This window comes from Pseudomonas sp. TJI-51 (genome assembly GCF_000190455.2).
Lineage (GTDB): Bacteria > Pseudomonadota > Gammaproteobacteria > Pseudomonadales > Pseudomonadaceae > Aquipseudomonas > Aquipseudomonas juntendi.
This window is the reverse complement of sequence record NZ_AEWE02000039.1, coordinates 1-23,548: the sequence shown is the minus strand read 5'-3', so window position 1 is coordinate 23,548 and position 23,548 is coordinate 1. Positions and strand designations below refer to the sequence as shown.

Here is a 23,548-nt window from a genome sequence, read left to right as displayed (position 1 = left end):
CTCTTGCTGGCACAGGGGATCCAATGTAGCGGCTGGGGCTGCAAAAGCAAAGGGCCCTGAGTTGCTCAGGCCTTGCTGTTGACCAATTGTGCCGGGGCAAAATGACAGATGAAGGTACTGCCATGCCCCGGGACGCTGCTGATTTCCAGCTTGCCGCGGTGGCGCATCAGCACATGCTTGACGATGGCCAGCCCCAGCCCGGTGCCGCCTGTATTCGAGGCCCGGCTGGAATCCACCCGGTAGAAGCGCTCGGTGAGGCGTGGCAGGTGTTTGGCATCGATGCCCACGCCAGAGTCCTGCACCGACAAATGCGCGCCCTGGGCATCGGCCCACCAGCGGATGCGGATATCGCCTTCATCCTGGGTGTATTTGACGGCGTTGAACACCAGGTTGGAAAAGGCGCTGCGCAGCTCCGACTCGCTCCCCTTGAGCTGCACGCCGGGGGTTGCTTCCAGCGTAATGCGCTGGTTGCGCGGCCCAGACAACGCCTGGGCGTCGTTCTTGATGGCGGCCAGCAGGGCATCGACCGGCACTGGCTGGTTGTCCGACGGATAATCGGTGGCCTCCAGCTTGGCCAGCAGCAACAGGTCGTTGAGCAGCGTCTGCATGCGCGAGCCTTGCTGGCTCATCTGCTGCAAGGCCCGGCGCCAGCGCGGGTTCACGTCCTCGACGTTGTCCAGCAGGGTTTCCAGGTAGCCGGTGATGACGGTCAGCGGTGTGCGCAATTCGTGCGACACGTTGGCGACGAAGTCTTTGCGCATTTGTTCCAGCTGGTGAATGCGGGTGACGTCGCGCACCAGCATCAAGTGCTCGTTGTTGCCGTAGCGGGTGATGTGCAACTGCAGCCGCATGCGGTCGTTGATCGGTGAGGGGATTTCCAGCGGTTCGAGGTAGTTTTCTGCCTCGAAGTACTCCTTGAAGCGCGGGTGGCGAACCAGGTTGGTGACTTGCTGGCCGCCGTCCTGTGGAGTTTTGAAGCCCAGCAGGGTCTCGGCGGCGCGGTTCCACCACTCCAGGTTGCCGTCGCTGTCGAGCATGATCACCGCATCCCGCAGCGCAGCGGTGGACTCCTGAACGCGGTCGATCACCGCTTGCAGGCGGCCCCGCACACGCTGGTCCCGGCGCTGCAGGTGGTAGATGCTGTCGAACACCTCGCCCCACAGGCCATAGCCGTCGGGCGGCGCCTCGTCGGGCTGGTGATTGCGGAGCCAGTCATGCAGGCGCAGCAGTTGCTTGAGGGTCCAAGCCAGATACAGTGCCAGGCCAATGGCCAGGCTCCAGCCATAGTAGCCGCTGATCAGCCCGCCGATCAGGCAGATGCTGATCAGCAACAGCAGGTGGCGAATCAGTGTCGCGTGCCAGTTCTGGTTCAATTGATGGGTCCTTCGGATCCGGCTGCAAGTTGCAAGTTGCAAGCTTCAAGATGAAGCGGATCAGTGGTGCTGATAGTCCTTTTCGAGCCTGATGCTACATGCTCTTGCTTGCAGCTTGCAGCTTGCAGCTTGCAGCTAGCTCTTGGTCGAGAAGCGGTAGCCGGTGCCGCGCACGGTTTGTACCAGATTCTCGTAGGCCTCACCCAGCGCTTTGCGCAGGCGGCGGATGTGCACGTCGACCGTGCGTTCCTCGACATAGACGTTGCCGCCCCACACCTGGTCCAGCAGTTGGCCACGGGTGTAGGCGCGTTCCTGGTGGGTCATGAAGAACTGCAGCAGGCGGTATTCGGTGGGGCCCATTTCAGCCGGCTTGCCGTCGATGGTCACGCGGTGGCTGATCGGATCGAGCAGCAGGCCGCCGACCTCGATCGGTGCCTCACTGTCGCTTGGGCCGGTGCGGCGCAGCACGGCTTTGAGCCGCGCAACCAGCTCGCGCGGTGAGAACGGTTTGGTGATGTAGTCGTCGGCACCCACTTCCAGGCCCTGGATCTTGTTGTCCTCTTCACCTTTGGCAGTGAGCATGATGATCGGAATGTCGCCGGTCAATTCATCGCGCTTCAGGCGGCGGGCCAACTCGATGCCGGAGGTACCGGGCAGCATCCAGTCGAGCAGGATCAGGTCCGGCTTGCGGTCGACGATGATCGCGTGGGCCTGTTGGGAGTTTTCCGCTTCCAGGCAGTCATAGCCGGCCATTTCCAGGGCAACGGCGATCATCTCGCGAATCGGCGCTTCGTCGTCGACGATCAGAATGTTCCTGCCTACCATGCTCAAAACCTCTCCTGGATTCAGTGTCTTGGCCCGCATTAGATAACGGAATTATTGCAGCTGTGTGACAGGGCGTTGGCCGTTCTGGCGACATTGCGTGACTGAACTAGGCTACAGAGGGCCGCGGTTCTGGCAACCCGAACCCATTACCCCCCGAAACGATGGTGAATCCAATGACACGACATACGCTGAGCTGGATGGCCCTTTTCACTGCGCTGGCACTTCCGGGGGTGGCCTCGGCACAACCTGCAATGGAAAAGGATGGCATGTGGGTCGATCATGCCGGCATGACCCTGTACACCTTTGACAAAGATACCGGCGGCAAGTCGATGTGCAATGGCGAATGCGCCAAGAACTGGCCGCCTTTGATGACCAGTGGCGGCGAAAAAGCCGAAGGCAAGTGGACGCAGATCAAGCGGGACGACGGCAAGATGCAGTGGGCCTACGACGGCAAGCCGCTGTATACCTTTGTCAAGGACAAGAAGGCTGGCGACATGACCGGTGACGGCATGAAAGACGTTTGGCACGTCGCCAAGCCGTAAGGGCTTTCAATCCGCCTGTGGGGGCGGGGTAAGCCCGTTCCCACAAGGTAGAGTGCTCACGCTGTCAGCGCAGCGCGTAGTCCAGAACCACCCCCACGAACACCAGCAACCCCGCCCAGTGATTGTGCAGGAAAGCCTTGAAGCACGACTCGCGGTCCAGCTTGCGTGTAGACCAGTACTCCCAGGCAAAGCACGCCAGCGCCCCCAGCAGCCCCAGGTGGAACCAGCCGCCGAGGTCAAAGCGGCTACCGGCCAGCAACAGGCAGCCCAGCGACAACAACTGCAAGGTCAGGATGATGCTGCGGTCGGCCTTACCGAACAGGATGGCCGTGGATTTCACGCCGATCTTCAGGTCGTCGTCCCGGTCGACCATGGCGTAATAGGTGTCGTAGCCCACCGTCCATAGCAGGTTGGCGACATACAGCAGCCAGGCACTGGCCGGCAGTTCGCCGCCAGCGGCCGTGAACGCCATCGGAATGCCCCACGAGTACGCTGCCCCCAGCACCACTTGCGGGTAGTAGGTGTAGCGCTTCATGAACGGGTAGCAGAACGCCAACGCCACCGCGCCGAATGACAGCCACACGGTGCGGCTATTGGTGCACAGCACCAGCAGGAAACTGACCCCGACAAGCATGGCGAACAGGGCCAGCGCCTCGCGCGGGCGCACGCGGCCACTGGCCAGGGGCCGGTCGGCGGTACGCTTGACGTGGCCATCCACCTTGCGGTCGGCAAAATCGTTGATGCAGCAGCCGGCGGCGCGCATCAGTACCACGCCAAGGCCGAAGATCAGCACGTTGGCCAGGGTTGGCGAGCCGTTGCCGGCAATCCATACCGCCGACAGCGTGGGCCACAGCAGCAAGTAGATACCGATCGGGCGGTCCATGCGGCTGAGCTGGACAAAGTCCCAGGCACGCGGGTGCAGGCGGTTCAGCGACTTGAGCAGTTGCAGGTACATCAGCTGTTTTCCTCCTGGGCCGCTTGCCACAGCGCCGGCAGAAACACCTCGGCTACCAGCAGGTCCAGCCCGTCACGTTCAAACCGCGAGCGGCGGGCCCATAGCGCTGGCCGGGCGGCATCTGCCGGCAACCACGCCTGTGGGTAACTGCACACTTCGAGTGGGTGGCGGATGAACGCCTGGTCGCAGAACAGCAACTCGCCCAACGAACGGCTGCCGAGGCGTTCCAGGTCCAACCCGCCGCGCGCCAGGGCACTGCGGCTGGCCACGCTGCGGGCGAACACCCACGGCTGGCCATGGCCGCGCAGGTACACCTCGCGCACCCAGCCTTCAGCGCCAACAGCGATGCCCAGTGCCTGGCATTCGTCGGCGCGCAGTGGCTGCCAGCCCTCGAACAAAGGGGTGACGCAGAAGTCATCGTGGGCCAGGCGCGTCAGGCGGCGGGTCAGTGAGCCTTCGTCGAACAGCCAGTCAAGGGTGGGCTGGTCGATGTCGGTCGCCAGCCGTGAATACGGCAGCCACGCGACAGCGGCTGCTTGCGGGGATTCGTACGACACGTCGGTCTGCTTGTTACAACCTGAGAGGCGGCGAGCTTAGCATGATTGCCCCGACTGCTTGCATACTGCGGGCAGGGCCGCTACAAAGCCCCCAAGCATTGCGCGTTGGTCCCTGTTGCAGCGGGTTCACCCGCCATAGGGCCGTCGGCAGCAACACAAAGCCCCAGCCTGACCCGAGGAAAACAACCTGATGAAAAAGTGGCAATGTATCGTCTGTGGCCTGATCTACGACGAAGCCGAAGGCTGGCCCGACGACGGCATCGCCCCTGGCACCCGTTGGGAGGACGTGCCGGAAGACTGGCTATGCCCTGACTGCGGTGTTGGCAAAAGCGACTTTGAAATGATCTCCATCGGCTAAGCGAGGCAAGCACGACATGACGTCCCCTGTGGTAATCATCGGCACCGGCCTGGCGGGCTACAACCTGGCCCGCGAATTTCGCAAGCTCGATGCGCATACGCCGTTGCTGCTGATCACCGCCGATGACGGTCGTTCCTACTCCAAGCCCATGCTTTCCATGGGCTATGCCAAGCACAAGGGCGCCGCTGACCTGTGCATGGCCGAAGCCGGTGCCATGGCCGAGCAGCTGAACGCCGAAATCCGTACCCATACCCGTATCAGCGGCATCGACCCTGGGCACAAACGCCTGTGGATCGGCGAAGAGGCCGTGGCATACCGCGACCTGGTGCTGGCGTGGGGTGCGCAGACCGTGCAGGTGCCGGTTGAAGGCGATGCCAGCCACCTGGTGTTCCCCATCAACGACCTGGAGGACTACGCACGCTTTCGTGCTGCCGCCGCCGGCAAGCAACGCGTGCTGATTCTCGGCGCTGGCCTGATCGGCTGCGAGTTTGCCAACGACATGAGCCTGGGGGGCTTTCAGGTAGACGTGGTAGCGCCATGCGAACAGGTCATGCCGACCCTGTTGCATCCGGCCGCTGCCGGCGCGGTACAACGTGGGTTGCAAGACCTGGGCGTACGCTTTCACCTTGGGCCGGTTCTGACCCGCTTGCAGCAGGCGCCCCACGGTCTGGAGGCGCACCTGTCGGATGGCAGCGTGGTTGGCTGTGACCTGGTCGTTTCGGCCATTGGCCTGCGCCCGCGTACCGACCTGGCTGCCGCGGCCGGGTTGCAGGTCAACCGTGGCGTCAGCGTGGACCGTGTGCTGCGAACCTCCCACGCCAATATCTTCGCCCTCGGGGATTGTGCCGAGGTAGACGGCATCAACCTGTTGTACGTGATGCCACTGATGAGTTGTGCACGGGCACTGGCCCAAACCCTGGCCGTCAAGCCCACGGCAGTTGCCTACGGGCCAATGCCGATCACGGTGAAAACCCCGGCCTGCCCGCTGGTGGTTTCGCCACCGCCACAGGGGCGAGAAGGCACTTGGCAGGTCGAAGGGCAGGGCAATGACCTGAAGGTGCTGTGCATCGATGCGGGTGGCGGGCTGCTGGGTTACGCCCTGACCGGGGCTGCGGTCACGGAAAAGCTGGCGCTGAACCGCCAGCTACCTGCAGTTATGGCGTAATTGCCCGGCGTTCTGTCTGGTTTGTCCTGTTGTTGCCTGCACAATGGCCGCTCAGATACTGGCGCGGCCCCGAACCACGTGCCATTCTCACTCCCGTCTGCCGCAGGTTAGAGCCTGCGGTGCCTTGAGCGCTGCTCCTGAAGGCAGCACGGCATAACAACAAGAATTCCGTCAAAGAGGCTTTACTATGCGCAAACCAGAACTCGCCGCCGTCATCGCTGAAAAAGCTGACCTGACCAAAGAAAAGGCTAATCAAGTGCTGAATGCGATTCTCGACAGCATCACGGGCGCCCTGGACAAGGACACCGTGACCCTGGTTGGTTTCGGCACTTTCGAAAAGCGTCACCGCGGCGCGCGTACCGGCAAAAACCCGCAAACCGGCCAGCCGGTCAAGATCAAAGCCAGCAATACCGTGGCTTTCAAGCCCGGCAAGAACCTCAGGGACAGCGTCAATACGCCGGCCGCGCCGAGCAAGGCCAGCAAGAAAAAGTAACTGTGCACTGAGGATGCGTTGATCCCGAACGGGCGCCAGATGGCGCCCGTTGTGCTTTACACCCGGTAATTGCTGCGAACTTGCATAAAAAGGTCATTAGGAGGATAAACTGCGCAACTTAGTCACTTTTCCATCGAGGCGTGTCGATGAAGTTCCGCTTTCTTCTCTGGGCCATGGGGCTGCTGATGGCCCGGGCCAGCCGCAATAATCCGGCATTCCAGCAGCAGCTCAAAGGCAAGGACCTGGTGTTCCAGATGCAGACCCTGGACGGCAAGGTCGCCCGGCACTTTATCGTCAGCAACGAGCGGGTCAGCAGCAAAAGCGGGTCGTACTCACAGCCAGCCTTTGCCATTGCCTTCAAGGATGCCGCCTATGGCTTTGCCACCTTGCAGGCAAGCAACAAGCAGTTGGCGTTCATGCAGGGCATTCAGGACAAGAACATCCAGATCAAGGGCAATCCGGCGTTGGTGATGTGGTTTCAGGGGTTGATGAAGTACCTGAAGCCGAAGAAGAAGCAGGGCTGAAATGTTTGGGGCCGCCAAGCGGCCCCGGGCTTCAATGCGGTGCGTTGAACTGCGAAGCCAGCTCCCGCAGCAAGCTCTCGGCCTCCAGCACTTTGTTCACCACATCCTCGGCCTTTTCCCGGGCAATGCCCAAACGCTCCAGCAGTTCGTCAGGAATCTCCTCCAGCGGCCCCGAGCCAATCCCCCGCGAGCGCAGCAGGCGTGTGGCCAGGCATACCAGGTTGGGGAATTCCGAAAACTCGCCGTCGTAGGCCGGGTCGTGCTGGAAACGCAGCGCGGCCGAGAGCTCTACCGGCATGTCCCACAGTTTCATCAACCAGGCACCAATCTGCTCGCGGCTGATGCCCAGCAGGTGTTGTTCCACATAGGTGTGGTTCAGGTGAGGGTTGACCTCCAGGTGGCGACAAATCAGCGAGAAGTGCGGCGGGAAAACGTGTGCCAGCAGCAGGTAACCGAAGTTGTGCAACAGCCCGGCCAGGTAGGTCAGGCCTGCTTCAGGGCGCTCTGCCCGCGGCATGGCTCGGGTAAGGCCCTCGATGATGGCGGCGGTGTAGATCGACTGCTGCCAGTACGGGGTGGCCTGCTGAGGGTTGTCCTTGGGCAGGCTCAGGGTCTTGCCCAGGGCCAGGCCGAGGGCGAGGTTGATCACCAGGTCGAAGCCCAGCACGCGGACGATGGCGTCTTCCACCGAGCGGATCTTGCCCGGCGAGGCGTAGTAGGGTGATGCCGCCCAGCTGACCACCTGGGCGGCCAGGGCCGGGTCGGTTTCTACCACCCCAGTGATATCGTCGATGCTGGCGTTGGGGTCTACCCGCAGTTTGATGATTTTCTGCGCAGTATCGGCCAGCGGCGGGATTTCGATGGTTTCTTCCAGGCGCTTCTGGATGCGCCGGGCAGTGAAGGCTTGCACGGCATTGGTGATTTCGCGGGTATCGTCGTTGGGGCGGTCGAGGTTGGGGCTGATCGCCCCGACTTCCTGGCCAAAGCTGCTGGCGCTGGCCTTGAGCAACATGCGCTTGAAGTGCGCGCGCTCTATTTCCAGCAACAGGCCGGCTTCACCCGAATTGATGTACACCAGGTCGACGTCCAGCAGGCTTTTTTCGTACTGGCACGGTGAGCTGGTGAGCGCCGGGATGCCCGGCAGCGCCTTGAGCTGGTGTTTGTCGAGCATTTGCTTGAGGCGTGGCACCGACACGGCGGTGAGCTTGCGCCCGGTCAGTTCGGCCAGGCGGTTCAGGTCCAGCAGCTGGCTCTGCGGGAACAGCACCATCATGGCGCCCACCTCGTCGTCCAGCAGCACGGCCTGTACCCGCGAGGCTGCGGGCAGGTGCGGATGTTCGACCACCTCGCGGTAGGCTACGCCGAGTTTCTCGAGCAGCAGCCTGATGACGGAAGGCGTGTGTGGGGTTGCGGTGTCCAGGGCAACTTCAGTCATGGTCCGTATCCACTGATTCTTTTAAACGCGAAGTATAACCACCCTGGGCGCAAATCTGGATCCATTATGGGACAGGCGTCACACCTGACCATATTGCTGGCCATGACGCAGCCAACGGTCCAGCAGCGGGCTGACGTGCTCCGGCCAGCGTGCGATCAGGGCCTGGGCGGCATCGCGTACCGCTGGCAACAGGTCGGCGTCGCGCATCAGGTCGGCGACCTTGAATTGCAGCAGGCCGGTCTGGCGGGTACCCAGCATTTCGCCCGGGCCGCGTAGCGCAAGGTCTTTTTCGGCGATGATGAAGCCGTCGTTGGTTTCGCGCATGATGCCCAGGCGCTCGCGGCCGATCTGCGACAGCGGCGGGTGGTACAGCAGCACGCAATGGCTGACGGCGCTGCCGCGGCCCACCCGGCCACGCAACTGGTGCAGCTGGGCCAGGCCGAGGCGCTCGGGGTTTTCGATGATCATCAGGCTGGCATTGGGCACGTCCACGCCCACCTCGATGACGGTGGTGGCGACCAGCAACTGCAGGTTGCCGGCCTTGAACTCGGCCATGATCTCGGCCTTTTCCGCCGGCTTCATGCGGCCGTGGATCAGCCCGACCCGCAGTTCACCCAAGGCGCTGCCCAGCTCCTCGTAAGTGCTTTCGGCTGCTTGGCAGGTCAGTTCCTCGGACTCTTCGATCAGCGTGCACACCCAGTACGCCTGGCGCCCTTCAGCGCAGGCGGCGCGTACCCGTTCGACCACTTCGAAACGCCGGCTGTCGGCCACCAGCACGGTGTTCACCGGCGTGCGCCCAGGCGGCAGCTCGTCGAGCACCGAGGTGTCCAGGTCGGCGTAGGCACTCATGGCCAGGGTGCGCGGAATGGGGGTGGCGGTCATGATCAGCTGGTGTGGGCACAGCTCGCCGGCTACGCCTTTCTTGCGCAGCGCCAGGCGTTGCTGCACGCCGAAACGGTGCTGTTCGTCGATGATGGCCAAGGCCAGGTGCTTGAACTTCACCTCGTCCTGGAACAGGGCGTGGGTGCCGACCACCATCGGGGCGCCATTGGCGATCTGCTCGAGCGACGCCGCCCGGGCCTTGCCCTTGAGTTTGCCGGCCAGCCAGGCCACCTCCAGACCCAAAGGCTCCAGCCAGCGCTTGAAGGTGATGTAGTGCTGTTCGGCAAGGATCTCGGTGGGGGCCATCAATGCCACCTGATAACCAGCCTCCAGGGCCTGCAACGCGGCCAGCGCGGCGACCACGGTCTTGCCGGCACCCACGTCGCCTTGCACCAGGCGCATCATCGGCTCGTGCTGGCTGAGGTCGTAGGCAATTTCGTTGGCGACGCGCTGCTGCGCGCCGGTCGGCTGGAAGCCCAAATTGGCCAGGTATTGCGCCGGCAGCCGGGTGGCCTTGGGCAACACTGGCGCACGCAGGCTGCGCAGGCTCTCGCGCAGGCGCTGTTGCGACAGCTGGTGGGTGAGCAGCTCTTCGAATGCCAGGCGGTGCTGAGCCCAGTGGTGGCCCAGGGCCAACTCCTCGACGTCGGCGTCGGCGGGCGGGTTGTGCAGGTAGCGGATGGCGTCATCCAGCGGCGCCAGCTGGTAGTCGCGGGCCAGTTCGTCGGGCAGCCAGTCGGGCAGGCTGCGCGGGCCGAGCAGGCTCAGGCTCTGTTGGCACAGTTGGCGCAGGCGTTGCTGGGTGAGGCCCTCGGTAGACGGGTAGATCGGGGTGAGGGTTTGGTCGACCGGCGGTGGCGGTTCGTCACCGTTCAATGCGCGGTACTCCGGGTGGTAGATCTCCAGCCCGGAAGCGCCCGGGCGAGCTTCGCCGTAGCAGCGCAGGTGGGTGCCGCGCTTGAGTCCTTCCTTTTGCGCGTTGCTGAAATGGTAGAAGCGCAAGCTCAACACGCCACTGCCGTCACCCAGGCGTACCACCAGGCTGCGACGCTTGCCCATGGTCACGTCGGCACCGCTGACCACCCCCTCGATCACCGCGTCCTGGCCTGGGCGCAGCTGGCCGATCGGAACCACGCGGGTGCGGTCCTGATAGCGCAGGGGCAGGTGGAACAGCACGTCCTGCAAGTTTTCCAGGCCGACCTTGGCGAGCTTTTCGGCCATGGCCTCGCCAACACCCTTGAGCACGGTGACCGGGACGTTCGACAGCTCCGTCATGACTCAGGCCGTTTGTTCTGCAGGGGCCTTGGCTACCGAGCACAGGCGGATCGAGTCGGCGAGGATCTCGATGGCCTTTGGCCGTGGGAAGCTGGCGCGCCAGGCGATGGCCACGGTGCGGAACGGTGCCGGGGCGGTCAGCGGGCGGACTTCGATGACCCCAGGCGCGTAGTGGTGGCTGTGCACCGCCGACAGCGGCAGGATAGACACGCCAAGGCCGGACGCTACCATGTGGCGGATGGTTTCCAGCGAGCTGGATTCGACCGTGGTGTGCCGCGACCCTTCACCCCCCTTGTTCAGGGTAGGGCAGGCTTCCAGCACCTGGTCACGGAAGCAGTGACCTTCACCCAGCAGCAACAGGCTCTTGTCGTTGAGCATGGCGGTGTCGATGGTCTTTTTGGCCGTCCATGGGTGGTCGGCAGGCATCAGCGCGCAGAACGGTTCGTCGTAGAGGGGCAGGGTGAGCACATCGGCTTCATTGAACGGCAGGGCGATGATCACCGCGTCCAGCTCGCCATTGCGCAGCTTCTCGCGCAGCACATGGGTGAAGTTTTCTTCGATGTACAGCGGCATCTGCGGTGCCACGCGGTGCAGTTGCGGGATCAGGTGCGGGAACAGGTAGGGGCCCACGGTGTAGATGGCACCGACCTTGAGCGGCGCAGTCAGCTGGTTCTTGCCAGCCTGGGCCAGTTCGCGAATGCCCTGGGCCTGCTCCAGTACCTTTTGTGCCTGGGCAACGATGCTCTCGCCGACGGGGGTCAGGCGGACCGCGCTTTTGCTGCGTTCGAAGATCAGAACGCCAAGCTCATCCTCAAGCTTCTTCACACCGACCGACAGGGTCGGCTGGCTCACGTGGCAGCGCTCGGCGGCATGGCCGAAGTGCTGTTCCTGGGCGAGTGTGACGATGTAGCGTAGTTCTGTGAGGGTCATAACGTGCGTCCATGAAGTTGCGGCCCCAGCATAGCGGCTGCAATCGATAGACGCACGTTATCAGACTTGCCGATTTGTGACAGAAACAAAAGTCTTAGCGGCGATCCAGCGAGTAGACGAAGGGCGCCACGACTTCGATGGTGCCATTGTTCAACAACTCGGGTGGCGGCTTTGGCACTTTGCCGGCGCGGCGGATCATTTCCATGGTCGCGCGGTCCAGCGCGGCACTGCCCGACCCACCGGCCATCGAATACGACACCACCTTGCCCTCGGCGTCGACCACGAAGCGCAGGCGGTTGATGCCTTGCAGGCCACGGCGGCGCGCGTCTTCCGGGTACCGTTTGTACTTGGCCAGGTGGCGCAGCAGGTCACTCTGCCAGGTCGGCAGGGCGTTGCTGTTGGACGCGATGCTCGGGGCCGGTGCCGCGGACTTCTGCGGTGGCGTATTGCTCGGCGGCGCGTCGACGGTCTGCTCGGTCGGCGGTGCTTCCTTCGGCGGCTCAGGCTTCTTCTCAGGCTTGGGCGGCTGGGGCTTGGCCTTCGGCTTGGGCGGCTTGGGGATGGCGATCTTCGGCTTGGGTGCCTCCACCAGCTTCGGCAAAGGTGGTTCCTCTACCGGTGCAGGTGGCTGCGGCGCCGCTTTCGGGGGCGGCGGTGGCGCGGGTTCCGGCAGCGGTGCCAGTTCGACCATCATGGCTGCTGGCGGCAACTCGATGGCCTGGGGCACAGACCAGTTGAGCGTCAGCAGCACGGCGACCACGTGCACGCCCAGCACGATCGCCAGGCTGCCAGCGTAGCGCGCCATGTTTGAGCGCGGTTTTGTCATTTCTTGGCTGCCGTCTCGAGACCTACCAGGCCGACTTTCAGGTAGCCGGCCGAGCGCATGTTGTTCATCACTTCCATCAGGTCACCGTAATCCACGCCTTTGTCGGCCTGGAAGAAGATGGTGGTTTCCTTGTCACCCTTGGTCTTGGCGTCGAGCATCGGGCCAAGCTGGTCGGGTGCCGGGACCTGATCGTCGCCGACGTACAGCTTCTGGTCTGCCTTCACGCTGACGAACACCGGCTTCTCGGGCCTCGGCGCCGGTTTGGCGGTCGAGGCCGGCAGGTCGACCTTGATATCGACTGTGGCCAGGGGGGCGGCAACCATGAAGATGATCAGCAGTACCAGCATTACGTCGATGAACGGCGTAACGTTGATTTCGTGGTTTTCGGCGAGGTCGTCGCCACCTTCGTTGAGATGCAGGCCCATGGCTTACCCCACTTTCACCATGTGCGGGGCGGCGCGCTCGCTGCCTTGGTGGTCCAGATCGCGGCTGACCAGCAGCAGTACCTGGGCGGAAGCATCGGACACCTGAGCCTTGTAGCCGGCAATGGAACGGGCGAAGACGTTGTAGATGACCACGGCCGGGATTGCCGCGACCAGGCCCAGGGCGGTGGCCAGCAGGGCTTCGGCGATACCCGGGGCGACCACGGCAAGGTTGGTGGTCTGGGTCTTGGCGATACCGATGAAGCTGTTCATGATGCCCCAGACGGTGCCGAACAGGCCGACGAACGGGGCGGTGGAACCAATGGTGGCGAGTACGCCGGTGCCGCTGCTCATGTTACGGCCGCTGGCATGCACCAGGCGCTCCAGGCGGAAGCTGACGCGTTCCTTGATACCCTCTTTCTCGCGGGCATTGGCCGACAGGCGCATCTCTTCAAGGGCGTCGTGCACCAGGGTATGGGCCAGCGTGCCTTCCTTGCTGGAGACTTCGCTGGCATCTTTCAGCGTGGTGGCCTTCTTCAGCTGGGCGATTTCGCCACGCAGGCGGCGTTTGGCGCCCATCAGCTCGAAGCCTTTGGCGATCCAGATGGTCCAAGTGATGATGGAGGCGATAGCCAGGCCGATCATGACGATCTTCACCACGATGTCGGCGTTCTTGTACATGCCCCATGGGGACAGGTCGTGGGCCATGCCCAGCGAGGTATCTTCAACCAGGGCTTCGACGCTTGGGTCTGCTGCAGCTGGTGCACCGGCAGTGGCGCTGGTGGCGGGTGCTTCGCCAGCCGGGGCGGTGCTCGGGGCAGCAGCGGCAGTGGCGGCGGCCGGCGTGGTGGTATTGGCGGTTGGCTCATCGGCCATGGCTGCCGGGGCCAGCACCAGGCTGAGCGTCAGCGCGGCGATGGCGCGCCAGGCGCGCGACTGGGTTGGCGAAGCGGAGGGTTTAGTACGTGTCATGCTGGCCGGACCTGATGAAGAGAAAAGACGAACGTTCTCCAAGGCCTCGAGGCGGGCCGAGAACAACTTGGTCGCCATTATTGCAAGTAATTCTTGTTAACAAAAGTAATATTGTAGCTTTTTTCGCCTATGGTCTAGCCATCCATCGTATAGCGTGGTTGGGCTGATCAGTTGGTTCAGGGAGTTTTGTGATGTCAGACCTTTCCGTGATGGTGGTGGGTTGTGGTGATGTAGGCGGGCGCTTGGCCCGGCAGATGCTGGCACGTGGCTGGCAGGGCAGCGGTCTGCGCCGTTCGGTGGGGCAATTGCCTGCGGGGGTTCACCCGGTGGCTGCGGACTTGGCCGAGCCCTCGCTGCCAGCCGCATGGCCACGGGGTACGCTGGACTACCTGGTGTACTGCGTGGCGGCCAGCCAGCATGACGAGGCGGGTTACCGGGCGGCCTATGTCGACGGTTTACGCCATGTGCTGGCCTGGCTGGCCGAGCGTGGCCAACGGCCGCGCCGCTTGCTGTTCGTGTCAAGCAGTAGCGTGTATGCGCAGAAGGACGGCGAGTGGGTTGAGGAAGGGTCGGCGACCGAGCCCGAGGGGTATTCGGGGCGGGTGATGCTGGAAGCGGAGCGCTTGGCTCTTGGCAGCGGCATACCGGCGAGTGTGGTGCGCCTCACTGGCATCTACGGCCCCGGCCGCGAGTGGCTGCTGAGCCAGGTACGCCAAGGCTATCGGGTGGCTGAGCAGCCGCCGCTGTACGGCAACCGTATTCATGCCGAAGATGCTGCCAGCTTGCTGGCGTTTCTGCTGCAGGAAGATGCTGATGGCAAGGCGTTGGACGACTGTTACATCGGGGTTGACGATGATCCGGCACCGCTGGCCGATGTGGTGGCCTGGTTGCGGGCCTACCTGGGGGTTACCGAGTGGTCAGATGAACAGCGCGTGCGGCGTACCGGTAGCAAGCGCTGCAGCAACGCACGGGTGAAGGCGTTGGGCTGGGCACCGGTGTATCCGAGTTACAAGGAAGGCTACGCAGCCATCCTGGCGGCGAAAGCCTGACCACACCCTTGACGCGACTTCTGTAGGCGCGGCCTGGCGTTGCGATTGGGCTGCAACGCAGCCCTGGCAATCCACGCGCCGACGCTGATGCCCTGGTGCCGTGTTGCGGCCCTGTCGCGAAACAAGGCCGCTGCTGCAGGCTTCAGTTTTTTTCCAGCAACCACTGGCGCTTGCCCGCTGCCAGTTGGGGCATGTCATCAGCCTGGGCACGGTTCACCGCCTGGAAGATCTCCAGCTTGTCGCCGTCACGCTTGATGATGAAAGGCGCACCCCGTTGGTTGCGCTCCAGCCACAGGCTGTCGTTGCTGCCGCCCATGGTGGCGCAGTCGCCGGCCAGGCACAGGGCGAAACGGTCTGGCCCAGGCAAGCCAGTGACGTTGCCGGTATCGCTGAAGCGTACTTTTCCGCCTTGGCCCTGGCCTTCGAGAATGGTCCATTCACCGCCCAGATACGCTTGGTACAGGGCTTTTTCAAAGCTGCTGCCCAGCGAGGCGTTGGCGGTGGCAGAGGGTTGTACGCGGACAAAAGCCTGCTTTGCGCCGCTCTGGTCTGTGGTCAGCAGTTCGTCACCGTCCAGCGCAAGCTGCTCGGTCTGGCCACCGTCAAAGTTGGCCTGCAATTGCTTGTCGAGCGTGACCAGCTGGCCGTCCGCCGCTTCGAAGCCATTGCTGTAGCTGGCCTGCTGGTTGGCGACGTCGAGCTTCCACTCGAATACCGGACCATTTTCATTGAGGGCCTGGCGCAGGCTGTCGCCCTTTACCGCGGCCTTGATCGCAGCCTGGTTGATCCAGGTGCCGTTGAAATCTTCGGGTTTGTGGCTGGCGCAGCCGCTCAGGAGCAGGGCTGCCAGCGCGAGGGGCAGTGCGTGACGCATGTCGGGAAACCTTGCGCAGGAGAGGGGCGACGGGCAGGGTGCCCGTCGCCCAAGGCATCATTCGATGACCAGGATGGCGTCCATTTCGACCTGGGCGCCTTTTGGCAGCGCGGCAACGCCAATCGCGGCGCGGGCTGGGTAAGGCTGTTCGAAGTAGCGGCCCATCACCTCGTTGACCTTGGCGAAGTGGCTCAGGTCAGTCAGGAAGATGTTCAGCTTGACGATGTCCTTGAACGAACCGCCGGCAGCCTCAGCCACGGCCTTGAGGTTCTCGAATACCTGCACGGTCTGGGCTTCGAAGCCTTCGACCAGCTCCATGGTCTTCGGGTCCAGCGGGATCTGGCCGGACATGTACACGGTATTGCCGGCCTTGATCGCCTGCGAGTAGGTACCGATAGCGGCGGGGGCCTTGTCGCTGTTGATGACGGTCTTGCTCATGATGACTCCTTGCGGTTGGCGGACTACGTACGCATGCGGGTGATGCGGACCACACCGGTCAAGGTACGCAGCTTCTTGATCACACGGGCCAGGTGCACGCGATCGTGTACGCTGACCACCAGTTGGACCACGCTGATACGGCCGTCGCGCTCGTCCATGCTGATTTTCTCGATATTGCCGTCGGCCGCGTTGACGCTGCTGGCAAGCAGGGCAATCAGGCCGCGCTGGTGCTCCAGTTCGACCCGCAGTTCGACATTGAACTCGCCGGTGATGTCCTTGGCCCAGGAAAGCTGCACGCATTTTTCCGGGTTGTGGCGGATTTCACTGATGTTGCGGCAGTTCTCCAGGTGCACGACCATGCCCTTGCCTGCCGACAGGTGGCCGACGATCGGGTCGCCCGGGATGGGTGTACAGCACTTGGCATAACTCAGTACCAGCCCCTCGGTACCGCGGATCGCCAGCGGCCCTTCCGGTGCTGGCAACTGTTCGCCTTCGGCTGACAGCAGGCGGCGCGCAACCACATACGCCATGCGGTTGCCCAGGCCGATATCTTCGAGCAGGTCTTCGATCAGTTCCAGGCGGTACTCCGCCAGGATCGCCTGGATACGTTCCTGAGGGATCTTCTCCAGGCTGCTGTCGAAGCCGGTGAGCACCTTGTTCAGCAGGCGTTCGCCCAGGCTGATGGATTCGGACCGGCGCTGCTGCTTGAGCGCGTGGCGGATGTGCGTGCGCGCCTTGCCGGTAACCACGAAGTTGAGCCAGGCGGGGTTTGGCCGGGCGCCCGGGGCGCTGACGATTTCCACCGTGGACCCGCTCTGCAGCGGTTCGGACAACGGCGCCAGGCGGCGATTGATACGGCAGGCGATGCAACTGTTGCCGACATCGGTGTGTACCGCGTAAGCGAAGTCGACGGCCGTCGAGCCTTTGGGCAGCTCCATGATGCGGCCCTTGGGCGTGAACACGTAGACCTCGTCCGGGAACAGGTCGATCTTCACGCTTTCGATGAACTCCAGCGAGTTGCCAGCACGCTGCTGCAGCTCGAGGATGCCTTTGACCCACTGGCGGGCACGGGCGTGGCTGCCCTTGGGTTGCTCGTCGTCGTTGGACTTGTACAGCCAATGCGCCGCGATGCCGTTGTTGGCCATCTCTTCCATCTCGCGGGTGCGGATCTGGATTTCGATGGGCACGCCATGCATACCGAACAGCGTGGTGTGCAACGACTGGTAACCGTTGGCCTTGGGGATCGCGATGTAGTCCTTGAAACGGCCGGGCAGCGGCTTGTACAGGTTATGCACGGCGCCGAGCACACGGTAGCAGGTATCGACTTTGTCAACGATGACGCGGAAGGCGTACACGTCCATGATCTCGTTGAAGGCGCGGCGCTTGCCGCGCATCTTCTTGTAGATGCCATAGAGGTGCTTCTGCCGGCCGCTGATTTCGCCTTCGATGCCATCGGCAGCCAGGCAGTTGGCCAGCGAGTGCTCGATCTTGGCGACGATTTCCTTGCGGTTGCCACGAGCGCTTTTCACCGCACGGTGAATCAGCGACGAGCGCATGGGGTGCATGGCCTTGAAGCCGAGGTCTTCGAACTCCACGCGCACCGTATGCATGCCCAGGCGATTGGCGATGGGGGCGTAGATTTCGAGGGTTTCCTTGGCGATGCGCCGGCGCTTTTCACCGGACAGCACTTCAAGGGTGCGCATGTTGTGCAGGCGGTCAGCCAGCTTGACCAGGATCACGCGGATATCGCGCGCCATGGCCATGGCCATTTTCTGAAAGTTTTCAGCCTGCGCCTCGGCCTTGGTTTCGAAGTTCATCTGGGTCAGCTTGCTGACCCCGTCAACCAGCTCGGCCACGGTCTCGCCAAATTGCTGGCTGAGGGCTTCCTTGGCGATACCGGTGTCTTCGATCACATCGTGCAGCATGGCCGCCATCAGGCTTTGATGGTCCATGTGCATGTCGGCGAGGATGCTGGCCACGGCCAGCGGGTGGGTCACGTAGGGCTCGCCGCTGCGGCGGCGCTGCCCGTCGTGGGCCTGTTCGGCGTAGAAATAGGCGCGCCGGACCAGGTTGACCTGTTCAGGGCCAAGATAGGTCGACAGCCGTTCGGCCAAGGCTTCTATACCCGGCATGGGTTTACCTCCTGCCGAGGAAGAGGGCCTTGCGCCGTGCGACGTCGACCTGGCATCAATCAGACAGCCTCGTTGTTCTCGTCCTCGAACGCGGCGAACACCGGATCCTCGGTGACGATCTCTTCAGCGGCGATGAATTCGTTGGTGACGATGCCTTCGGCGATTTCACGCAGGGCAACGACGGTAGGCTTGTCGTTTTCCCACGCTACGCGTGGTTCCTTGCCGCCGGTCGCCAGCTGGCGAGCGCGCTTGGTCGAGAGCATGACCAGCTCAAAGCGGTTATCCACGTGTTCCAGGCAGTCTTCAACAGTTACGCGGGCCATGGTCTTCCTCAGTAGCAAATGCGGTGGGCGTGCAGCCCAATAGTGGGCAGGCGGACTCGATAGTATAAAAATTCACCAGCCAATAGGGAAGCGCTGTTTTGCCGAGCAGCGTCATCCCCAAGCCTGCCACCGCACCCTGCAGGCGCGGTTTCAGCCGCGAAAGGGCCGAAACAGACACCCTCGACGCATGAGCCTGACGATAACCTCAGAGCATCGCACCGCGCAACCTCGGGGTCAGCTCTTCGAACAAGGTCTGCACCGAGCGCAGCGCCCGGCAGTCCGGGCGGGTCAGCAGCCACAGCTGGGTGTCGCAGCCGGCCAGCGGCCCGCTGAGCGCATCGACGCCGGGCAGCGCATGCACCATGTAGTCCGGCAGCGCCGCCACGCCCAACCCGGCGGTCACCAACTGAGCGATGGTCGACATGCTGCTGCACTGGTAGCGCGGGCTCAACCCAGGGTGCTGCTGGTTGCGCCAGACCACCGTGGGGTGGTCCTGCATGGAGTCGTCAGGGGCGATCCACGGGGTGCTGGCAGGCGATTCGGCCAGCCGCTCGCGCCACTGCGGCTGGCCGCAGATGACATAGGACGTCGAGCCCAGGTTGCGGCCCACCAGGTGTTCAGGCGGTGTATTGGTCAGGCGCAGGGCAATGTCGGCGTCGCGCCGGCTGAGGTTGGCGAAGGTGTTGGAGGTGCCCATTTCCAGCGACAGCGCCGGGTAGTTGGGCATGAACTCGGCCAGCGCCGGCAGCAGCAGGCTGTGCATGACCGCCTCGGTACAGGTCAGGCGCACCGTGCCGCTGACCACTTGCTCGCCACTGGTCATGGCAATGCGCGCGGCCTCCAGCGCCTGCTCGGCACGCTCGGCCTGCTCGGCCAGGGCCTGGGCAGTATCGGTTGGCAGGTAGCCTTTGCGGCTTTTCACGAACAGCGCAGTACCGAGGGCCGATTCCAGCCGGCGTATCGAGCGGAAGACCGTCGATACGTCAACTTTGAGCAACTCGGCGGCCTTCGCCAGCGAGCGGCCACGCTCCAGTGCCAGGACCAGAGTGAGGTCGGCGTGGGTGATCTGATATTGCATTGGTGCACGCTCTGCTTGCCGAATTGCCAATGTCTGTTGCATCAGGGCCATTTTATAGTGAAACCGCCCCCCGGAATCAATGCGCCCGGTCGGGTCAACAATCCCCACGATGGGAAGTGAAAAGAACAACAGCTGCAACCATCGTCGCCCATGAGGCGCCAGCCGTACCCCCCACATCGCCGCAGCAAATCAAAGGATGTACAGCCATGACGTCGGTCACCCCGTGCGCCAGTTCTTCCAGCGAGATGAAAGACTTCCTCCAGGCCCATCCGGACACGCAGTACGTCGACCTGCTGATCTCCGACATGAACGGCGTGGTACGCGGCAAGCGCATCGAGCGAGCCAGCCTGCACAAGGTGTACGAAAAGGGCATCAACCTGCCGGCGTCGCTGTTCGCCCTGGACATCAACGGCTCCACCGTGGAAAGCACCGGCCTTGGCCTGGACATCGGCGATGCCGACCGTATCTGCTTCCCGATCCCTGGCACGTTATCGGATGAGCCGTGGCAGAAGCGCCCCACAGCCCAGTTGCTGATGACCATGCACGAACTGGATGGCCAGCCGTTTTTCGCCGACCCGCGGGAAGTGCTGCGCCAGGTGGTCAGCAAGTTCGACGACCTGGGCCTGGCCATCTGTGCCGCCTTCGAGCTTGAGTTCTACCTGATCGACCAGGACAACCTCAATGGCCGCCCGCAACCGCCGCGCTCGCCGATTTCCGGCAAGCGCCCGCAATCGACCCAGGTGTACCTGATCGACGACCTCGACGAATATGCAGATTGCCTGCAGGACATGCTCGAAGCCGCCAAGGAGCAGGGGCTGCCGGCGGACGCCATCGTCAAGGAAAGTGCCCCGGCGCAGTTCGAGGTCAACCTGCACCACGTTGCCGACCCGCTGAAAGCCTGCGACTACGCGATCTTGCTGAAACGGCTGATCAAGAACGTGGCCTACGACCATGAAATGGACACCACCTTCATGGCCAAGCCCTACCCAGGCCAGGCAGGCAACGGCCTGCACGTGCACATCTCGCTGCTGGACAAGAAAACCGGCAAGAACATCTTCGCCAGTGACGACCCGCTGCAGAGCGATACCCTGCGTCACGCCATTGGTGGGGTGCTGGAGACGATGCCGGCATCGATGGCTTTCCTGTGCCCGAACATCAACTCCTACCGCCGCTTCGGCGCCCAGTTCTACGTGCCCAATGCGCCGAGCTGGGGCCTGGACAACCGTACGGTAGCCGTCCGCGTGCCCACCGACAGCAGCGACAACGTGCGCCTTGAGCACCGCGTGGCCGGCGCCGACGCCAACCCGTACCTGATGCTGGCGGCCATCCTGGCCGGCGTGCATCACGGCCTCACCAACCAGGTCGAACCCCAGGCGCCGATCGAAGGCAACTCCTACGAGCAACTCGAACAGAGCCTGCCGAACAACCTGCGCGATGCCTTGCGTGCGTTGGACGACAGTGAGGTGCTCAACCAATACATCAGCCCGGACTACATCGATATCTTCGTGGCCTGCAAGGAAAGCGAACTGGCCGAGTTCGAAGTGTCGATTTCCGACCTCGAGTACAACTGGTACCTGCACACGGTGTAAGCCCATGAGCGCAACTGCGGTCCCCTTGATCGGTGTCAGCGCCTGCCGCCAGCAGGTGGGGAAGAACTCGTCGCACACGGTTGGCGACAAGTATGTCGAGGCGGCCGCGTTTGCCGGCCTGCCGCTGATTCTGCCGGCCCGTGACGGTGGCAGCGACACGCAAGCGTTGCTGGCCTGCCTGCACGGCATTGTTTTTACGGGCTCGCCTTCAAATATCGAACCGCATCATTACAATGGCGCCCCCAGTGCCGCGGGCACCCTTCATGACCTGGCGCGTGACCGGCTGACCTTGCCGCTGCTGCAGGCGGCGATCGCCGCCGGTGTGCCGGTGTTGTGCATTTGCCGTGGTTATCAGGAACTGAACGTGGCCCTGGGGGGCAGCCTGCACCAGCGTGTGCAAGAGCTGCCTGGCTACCTGGACCATCGCGAGCCCGAGGGCGCGCCCCTGGAGGTGCAGTACGGCCTTCGGCACCCGGTGTTCGTAGAGCCTGGTGGCTTGTTCGAGCGCCTGGGGCTGGCAGCGCAGTTCGAGGTCAACTCGCTGCACAGCCAGGGCATCGAGCGCCTGGCTTCGTGCCTGCGGGTCGAAGCGCGGGCCCCGGACGGCCTCATCGAAGCGGTGTCCATGCCCGGTGCGCCGGGCTTCGTCCTTGGCGTGCAGTGGCACCCAGAGTGGCGGTTCAGCGAAAACCCGGTCTCGCTGCGCCTGTTTCAGGCGTTTCGCGAGGCCTGCATTGCCTATGCAGCACGGGAGGGCGCACGGCTGACGCGCCCCTGACAGCAAGTTTTCAATGAGTGAAAGCGGGCCTTGTGCGCAAGGCCTGTAAGAACAATTCCAAAACTTACGGCAAATACTCATGAGCAATTACACCGAAGCCGCCCGCCCACCCGACGTGGCGGCCGAAGCGGGCAACAATCAGCGCAGCAAAGGCCTGGCCAAGGGTCGCCTGGGCTTGCTGGCCAGCGTGGTACTGGGCATCTCCACCATCGCCCCGGTCTATACCCTCACCGGCGCACTGGGCCCTACCGTGCGTGAGGTAGGAGCACACCTGCCAGCCGTGTTCATCGTCGGCTTCCTGCCAATGCTGCTGGTAGCCTTGGGTTACCGTGAACTGAACTCGGCAGAGCCGGACAGCGGCACCTCCTTTACCTGGTCGGCGCGCGCCTTCGGGCCGATGATCGGCTGGATCGGGGGGTGGGGGCTGGTGGTTGCCACCACCATCGTGCTGTCCAACCTGGCGGGGGTGGCGGTCGACTTCTTCTACCTGTTCCTCGGCCAGATCACCGGCAGGCACGCGCTGGCGGGGCTGGCCGACAACCTGTTGATCAACATCGTCACCTGTTGTGTGTTCATCGCCCTGGCGGTGTGGATCTGCTGCCGGGGCATGGCCACCACCATGACCGTGCAGTATGGCCTGGTGGCCCTGCAATTGCTGGTGTTGGTCGGCTTCGCTTTCGCCGCGTTCGGCGGCACCACCGCGCCACCGCCGATGGCGTTCGACCTGGCCTGGTTCAACCCATTCGGCGTGGAGTCGTTCTCGGCCTTTGCCGCGGGCTTGTCGCTGTCGATCTTCATCTTCTGGGGTTGGGATACCTGCCTGACCGTCAGCGAAGAGTCGGTTGGCAGTGAAGAGGTGCCGGGCAAGGCTGCCACCCTGACCGTCATGCTGATCCTCGGCCTGTACCTGTTCACTGCCATTGCCACCCTGCAGTTTGCCGGCATTAGCGAAACGGGCCTGGGGCTCAACAACCCGCGCATCCAGGAGAACGTGTTTGCCCACCTGGCCGGCCCGGTGATGGGGCCGCTGGCGATCCTGATGTCCATTGCCGTGCTGGCCAGTACCGCAGCCTCGTTGCAATCGACCTTCGTGGCGCCGGCGCGCACGCTGCTGGCCATGGGTTATTACGGCGCAGTACCGCCGAAGTTCGCCAGTGTTTGCCCACGCTCGCAGACCCCACGCTACGCCACCATTTGTGCAGGTGTGGCGGCGGGCCTGTTCTACGTGACCATGCGTACGCTGAGCGAGAACGTGTTGGCCGATACCATCACTGCGCTGGGCATGATGATCTGTTTCTACTATTCGCTGACGGCGTTTGCCTGCGTCTGGTATTTCCGCGGCAGCCTGTTCAGCAGCGTGCGCCACTTCTTCATGCGTGGCATGTGCCCGCTGGTGGGTGGGGTGATTCTGTCGGTGATCTTCGCGCGTACCGCCATCGACAGCGCGTCGCCGGACTTCGGCAGCGGTTCGCATGTCGGCGGGGTGGGGCTGGTGTTCGTGATTGCCGCGATCATCTCGGTGCTGGGCATCGGGCTGATGATGCTGTCACGCCTGCGTGCGCCGGCGTATTTCCTGGGGGCTACCCTGCGCCAGCAGGCCACCCTGCCTTTGCAGGAATAAAGCAAGGGGCCGCGTTGCGGCCCAATCGCCGGCAAGCCAGCTCCCACGGGGATCGCATCAGGGCTGACAGGTGTTTGCCACAAGGTATGCAGCGCCTGTTAGAGCGAGCGCCGCCCGCGCGGCGCATCGCGA

Annotated in this window: 24 protein-coding genes; 9 read left to right on the top strand and 15 right to left on the bottom strand. The window is 63.3% G+C overall.

Annotated elements, in window-relative coordinates; translation table 11 throughout:
- Window positions 1-65: 65 nt before the first annotated feature.
- Window positions 66-1,373, bottom strand: coding sequence for a phosphate regulon sensor histidine kinase PhoR (phoR, locus tag G1E_RS09045; RefSeq protein WP_009684514.1), 1,308 nt, complete (start codon window positions 1,371-1,373; stop codon window positions 66-68).
- 135 nt (window positions 1,374-1,508) lie between these two features.
- The gene (phoB, locus tag G1E_RS09040) at window positions 1,509-2,198 is read right to left on the bottom strand and encodes a phosphate regulon transcriptional regulator PhoB (RefSeq protein WP_003253341.1); all 690 of its coding nucleotides are present in this window, start codon (window positions 2,196-2,198) and stop codon (window positions 1,509-1,511) included.
- A 173-nt stretch (window positions 2,199-2,371) separates the two neighbouring features.
- Between phoB and G1E_RS09035 the strand changes: the two genes are divergently transcribed.
- Window positions 2,372-2,740 (top strand): hypothetical protein, encoded by a 369-nt coding sequence (locus G1E_RS09035; RefSeq protein WP_033690727.1) that lies wholly within the window; start codon window positions 2,372-2,374, stop codon window positions 2,738-2,740.
- A gap of 64 nt (window positions 2,741-2,804) precedes the next feature.
- Here the strand turns inward: G1E_RS09035 and ubiA are convergent, their stop codons facing one another.
- Together ubiA and G1E_RS09025 are read right to left on the bottom strand one after the other, a co-directional pair.
- A complete protein-coding gene (gene ubiA, locus G1E_RS09030) occupies window positions 2,805-3,695 on the bottom strand; it encodes a 4-hydroxybenzoate octaprenyltransferase (protein WP_009684516.1) in 891 nt (296 codons plus the stop codon).
- A complete protein-coding gene (locus tag G1E_RS09025; protein WP_047149777.1) occupies window positions 3,695-4,252 on the bottom strand; it encodes a chorismate lyase in 558 nt (185 codons plus the stop codon). Before G1E_RS09025 ends, ubiA begins: the two co-directional genes overlap by 1 nt.
- A gap of 190 nt (window positions 4,253-4,442) precedes the next feature.
- Between G1E_RS09025 and G1E_RS09020 the strand changes: the two genes are divergently transcribed.
- The 4 genes from G1E_RS09020 (at window position 4,443) to G1E_RS09005 (ending at window position 6,792) form a co-directional block, all read left to right on the top strand.
- On the top strand, window positions 4,443-4,610 hold the full coding sequence (locus G1E_RS09020) for a rubredoxin (RefSeq protein WP_003253349.1): 168 nt from the start codon (window positions 4,443-4,445) through the stop codon (window positions 4,608-4,610).
- A 16-nt stretch (window positions 4,611-4,626) separates the two neighbouring features.
- Window positions 4,627-5,775, top strand: coding sequence for an NAD(P)/FAD-dependent oxidoreductase (locus G1E_RS09015; protein WP_009684518.1), 1,149 nt, complete (start codon window positions 4,627-4,629; stop codon window positions 5,773-5,775).
- A gap of 187 nt (window positions 5,776-5,962) precedes the next feature.
- Window positions 5,963-6,268, top strand: coding sequence for an HU family DNA-binding protein (locus tag G1E_RS09010; RefSeq protein ID WP_009684519.1), 306 nt, complete (start codon window positions 5,963-5,965; stop codon window positions 6,266-6,268).
- Window positions 6,269-6,414: 146 nt separating this feature from the next.
- Entirely contained in the window at window positions 6,415-6,792 is a 378-nt protein-coding gene (locus tag G1E_RS09005) for an SCP2 sterol-binding domain-containing protein (protein ID WP_009684520.1), read from the top strand.
- Between the two features lie 31 nt (window positions 6,793-6,823).
- On the opposite strand, the gene G1E_RS09000 is transcribed toward G1E_RS09005, so the two are convergent.
- The 6 genes from G1E_RS09000 to exbB form a co-directional block, all read right to left on the bottom strand.
- The gene (locus G1E_RS09000) at window positions 6,824-8,227 is read right to left on the bottom strand and encodes an aminoacyl-tRNA deacylase and HDOD domain-containing protein (RefSeq protein ID WP_009684521.1); all 1,404 of its coding nucleotides are present in this window, start codon (window positions 8,225-8,227) and stop codon (window positions 6,824-6,826) included.
- A gap of 78 nt (window positions 8,228-8,305) precedes the next feature.
- Window positions 8,306-10,384 (bottom strand): ATP-dependent DNA helicase RecG, encoded by a 2,079-nt coding sequence (gene recG / locus G1E_RS08995; protein ID WP_009684522.1) that lies wholly within the window; start codon window positions 10,382-10,384, stop codon window positions 8,306-8,308.
- Window positions 10,385-10,387: 3 nt separating this feature from the next.
- Window positions 10,388-11,314, bottom strand: a complete 927-nt coding sequence (locus G1E_RS08990) for a hydrogen peroxide-inducible genes activator (protein ID WP_009684523.1) — start codon at window positions 11,312-11,314, stop codon at window positions 10,388-10,390.
- A 94-nt stretch (window positions 11,315-11,408) separates the two neighbouring features.
- Complete coding sequence (locus G1E_RS08985; protein WP_033690730.1) at window positions 11,409-12,140, bottom strand: energy transducer TonB; 732 nt, start codon at window positions 12,138-12,140, stop codon at window positions 11,409-11,411.
- On the bottom strand, window positions 12,137-12,565 hold the full coding sequence (gene exbD, locus G1E_RS08980; RefSeq protein ID WP_009684525.1) for a TonB system transport protein ExbD: 429 nt from the start codon (window positions 12,563-12,565) through the stop codon (window positions 12,137-12,139). Before exbD ends, G1E_RS08985 begins: the two co-directional genes overlap by 4 nt.
- A gap of 3 nt (window positions 12,566-12,568) precedes the next feature.
- Window positions 12,569-13,534: a tonB-system energizer ExbB gene (exbB, locus tag G1E_RS08975; protein ID WP_009684526.1), complete on the bottom strand. Its 966-nt coding sequence runs from the start codon at window positions 13,532-13,534 to the stop codon at window positions 12,569-12,571.
- A gap of 191 nt (window positions 13,535-13,725) precedes the next feature.
- Here exbB and G1E_RS08970 point away from each other — a divergent pair, with 191 nt between their 5' ends.
- Window positions 13,726-14,583 (top strand): SDR family oxidoreductase, encoded by an 858-nt coding sequence (locus tag G1E_RS08970; RefSeq protein WP_047149776.1) that lies wholly within the window; start codon window positions 13,726-13,728, stop codon window positions 14,581-14,583.
- Between the two features lie 142 nt (window positions 14,584-14,725).
- On the opposite strand, the gene G1E_RS08965 is transcribed toward G1E_RS08970, so the two are convergent.
- The 5 genes from G1E_RS08965 to G1E_RS08945 form a co-directional block, all read right to left on the bottom strand.
- Complete coding sequence (locus G1E_RS08965) at window positions 14,726-15,457, bottom strand: hypothetical protein (RefSeq protein WP_009684530.1); 732 nt, start codon at window positions 15,455-15,457, stop codon at window positions 14,726-14,728.
- 57 nt (window positions 15,458-15,514) lie between these two features.
- Window positions 15,515-15,895 (bottom strand): RidA family protein, encoded by a 381-nt coding sequence (locus tag G1E_RS08960; RefSeq protein ID WP_009684531.1) that lies wholly within the window; start codon window positions 15,893-15,895, stop codon window positions 15,515-15,517.
- A gap of 23 nt (window positions 15,896-15,918) precedes the next feature.
- Window positions 15,919-18,027, bottom strand: a complete 2,109-nt coding sequence (gene spoT / locus G1E_RS08955) for a bifunctional GTP diphosphokinase/guanosine-3',5'-bis pyrophosphate 3'-pyrophosphohydrolase (RefSeq protein WP_009684532.1) — start codon at window positions 18,025-18,027, stop codon at window positions 15,919-15,921.
- A gap of 59 nt (window positions 18,028-18,086) precedes the next feature.
- Window positions 18,087-18,350: a DNA-directed RNA polymerase subunit omega gene (rpoZ, locus tag G1E_RS08950; RefSeq protein ID WP_003253383.1), complete on the bottom strand. Its 264-nt coding sequence runs from the start codon at window positions 18,348-18,350 to the stop codon at window positions 18,087-18,089.
- 205 nt (window positions 18,351-18,555) lie between these two features.
- Entirely contained in the window at window positions 18,556-19,428 is an 873-nt protein-coding gene (locus G1E_RS08945) for a LysR family transcriptional regulator (protein WP_009684533.1), read from the bottom strand.
- 245 nt (window positions 19,429-19,673) lie between these two features.
- Here G1E_RS08945 and G1E_RS08940 point away from each other — a divergent pair, with 245 nt between their 5' ends.
- The 3 genes from G1E_RS08940 to G1E_RS08930 all read left to right on the top strand — a co-directional run bounded on the left by G1E_RS08940 (window position 19,674) and on the right by G1E_RS08930 (window position 23,416).
- Window positions 19,674-21,017, top strand: coding sequence for a glutamine synthetase family protein (locus G1E_RS08940; RefSeq protein ID WP_370593786.1), 1,344 nt, complete (start codon window positions 19,674-19,676; stop codon window positions 21,015-21,017).
- 4 nt (window positions 21,018-21,021) lie between these two features.
- Window positions 21,022-21,795 (top strand): gamma-glutamyl-gamma-aminobutyrate hydrolase family protein, encoded by a 774-nt coding sequence (locus tag G1E_RS08935; RefSeq protein WP_047149775.1) that lies wholly within the window; start codon window positions 21,022-21,024, stop codon window positions 21,793-21,795.
- Window positions 21,796-21,874: 79 nt separating this feature from the next.
- Complete coding sequence (locus tag G1E_RS08930; protein ID WP_047149774.1) at window positions 21,875-23,416, top strand: APC family permease; 1,542 nt, start codon at window positions 21,875-21,877, stop codon at window positions 23,414-23,416.
- Window positions 23,417-23,548 lie beyond the last annotated feature (132 nt).

Excerpts from the sequence above, each read along its gene's own strand:
- phoB (WP_003253341.1), bottom strand. The coding sequence starts at position 2,198 with ATGGTAGGCAGGAACATTCTGATCGTCGACGACGAAGCGCCGATTCGC.
- G1E_RS09035 (WP_033690727.1), top strand. The coding sequence starts at position 2,372 with ATGACACGACATACGCTGAGCTGGATGGCCCTTTTCACTGCGCTGGCA.
- ubiA (WP_009684516.1), bottom strand. The coding sequence starts at position 3,695 with ATGTACCTGCAACTGCTCAAGTCGCTGAACCGCCTGCACCCGCGTGCC.
- G1E_RS09020 (WP_003253349.1), top strand. The coding sequence starts at position 4,443 with ATGAAAAAGTGGCAATGTATCGTCTGTGGCCTGATCTACGACGAAGCC.
- G1E_RS09015 (WP_009684518.1), top strand. The coding sequence starts at position 4,627 with ATGACGTCCCCTGTGGTAATCATCGGCACCGGCCTGGCGGGCTACAAC.
- G1E_RS09010 (WP_009684519.1), top strand. The coding sequence starts at position 5,963 with ATGCGCAAACCAGAACTCGCCGCCGTCATCGCTGAAAAAGCTGACCTG.
- G1E_RS09005 (WP_009684520.1), top strand. The coding sequence starts at position 6,415 with ATGAAGTTCCGCTTTCTTCTCTGGGCCATGGGGCTGCTGATGGCCCGG.
- G1E_RS09000 (WP_009684521.1), bottom strand. The coding sequence starts at position 8,227 with ATGACTGAAGTTGCCCTGGACACCGCAACCCCACACACGCCTTCCGTC.
- recG (WP_009684522.1), bottom strand. The coding sequence starts at position 10,384 with ATGACGGAGCTGTCGAACGTCCCGGTCACCGTGCTCAAGGGTGTTGGC.
- G1E_RS08990 (WP_009684523.1), bottom strand. The coding sequence starts at position 11,314 with ATGACCCTCACAGAACTACGCTACATCGTCACACTCGCCCAGGAACAG.
- G1E_RS08985 (WP_033690730.1), bottom strand. The coding sequence starts at position 12,140 with ATGACAAAACCGCGCTCAAACATGGCGCGCTACGCTGGCAGCCTGGCG.
- exbD (WP_009684525.1), bottom strand. The coding sequence starts at position 12,565 with ATGGGCCTGCATCTCAACGAAGGTGGCGACGACCTCGCCGAAAACCAC.
- exbB (WP_009684526.1), bottom strand. The coding sequence starts at position 13,534 with ATGACACGTACTAAACCCTCCGCTTCGCCAACCCAGTCGCGCGCCTGG.
- G1E_RS08970 (WP_047149776.1), top strand. The coding sequence starts at position 13,726 with ATGTCAGACCTTTCCGTGATGGTGGTGGGTTGTGGTGATGTAGGCGGG.
- G1E_RS08965 (WP_009684530.1), bottom strand. The coding sequence starts at position 15,457 with ATGCGTCACGCACTGCCCCTCGCGCTGGCAGCCCTGCTCCTGAGCGGC.
- G1E_RS08960 (WP_009684531.1), bottom strand. The coding sequence starts at position 15,895 with ATGAGCAAGACCGTCATCAACAGCGACAAGGCCCCCGCCGCTATCGGT.
- spoT (WP_009684532.1), bottom strand. The coding sequence starts at position 18,027 with ATGCCGGGTATAGAAGCCTTGGCCGAACGGCTGTCGACCTATCTTGGC.
- rpoZ (WP_003253383.1), bottom strand. The coding sequence starts at position 18,350 with ATGGCCCGCGTAACTGTTGAAGACTGCCTGGAACACGTGGATAACCGC.
- G1E_RS08945 (WP_009684533.1), bottom strand. The coding sequence starts at position 19,428 with ATGCAATATCAGATCACCCACGCCGACCTCACTCTGGTCCTGGCACTG.
- G1E_RS08940 (WP_370593786.1), top strand. The coding sequence starts at position 19,674 with ATGAAAGACTTCCTCCAGGCCCATCCGGACACGCAGTACGTCGACCTG.
- G1E_RS08935 (WP_047149775.1), top strand. The coding sequence starts at position 21,022 with ATGAGCGCAACTGCGGTCCCCTTGATCGGTGTCAGCGCCTGCCGCCAG.
- G1E_RS08930 (WP_047149774.1), top strand. The coding sequence starts at position 21,875 with ATGAGCAATTACACCGAAGCCGCCCGCCCACCCGACGTGGCGGCCGAA.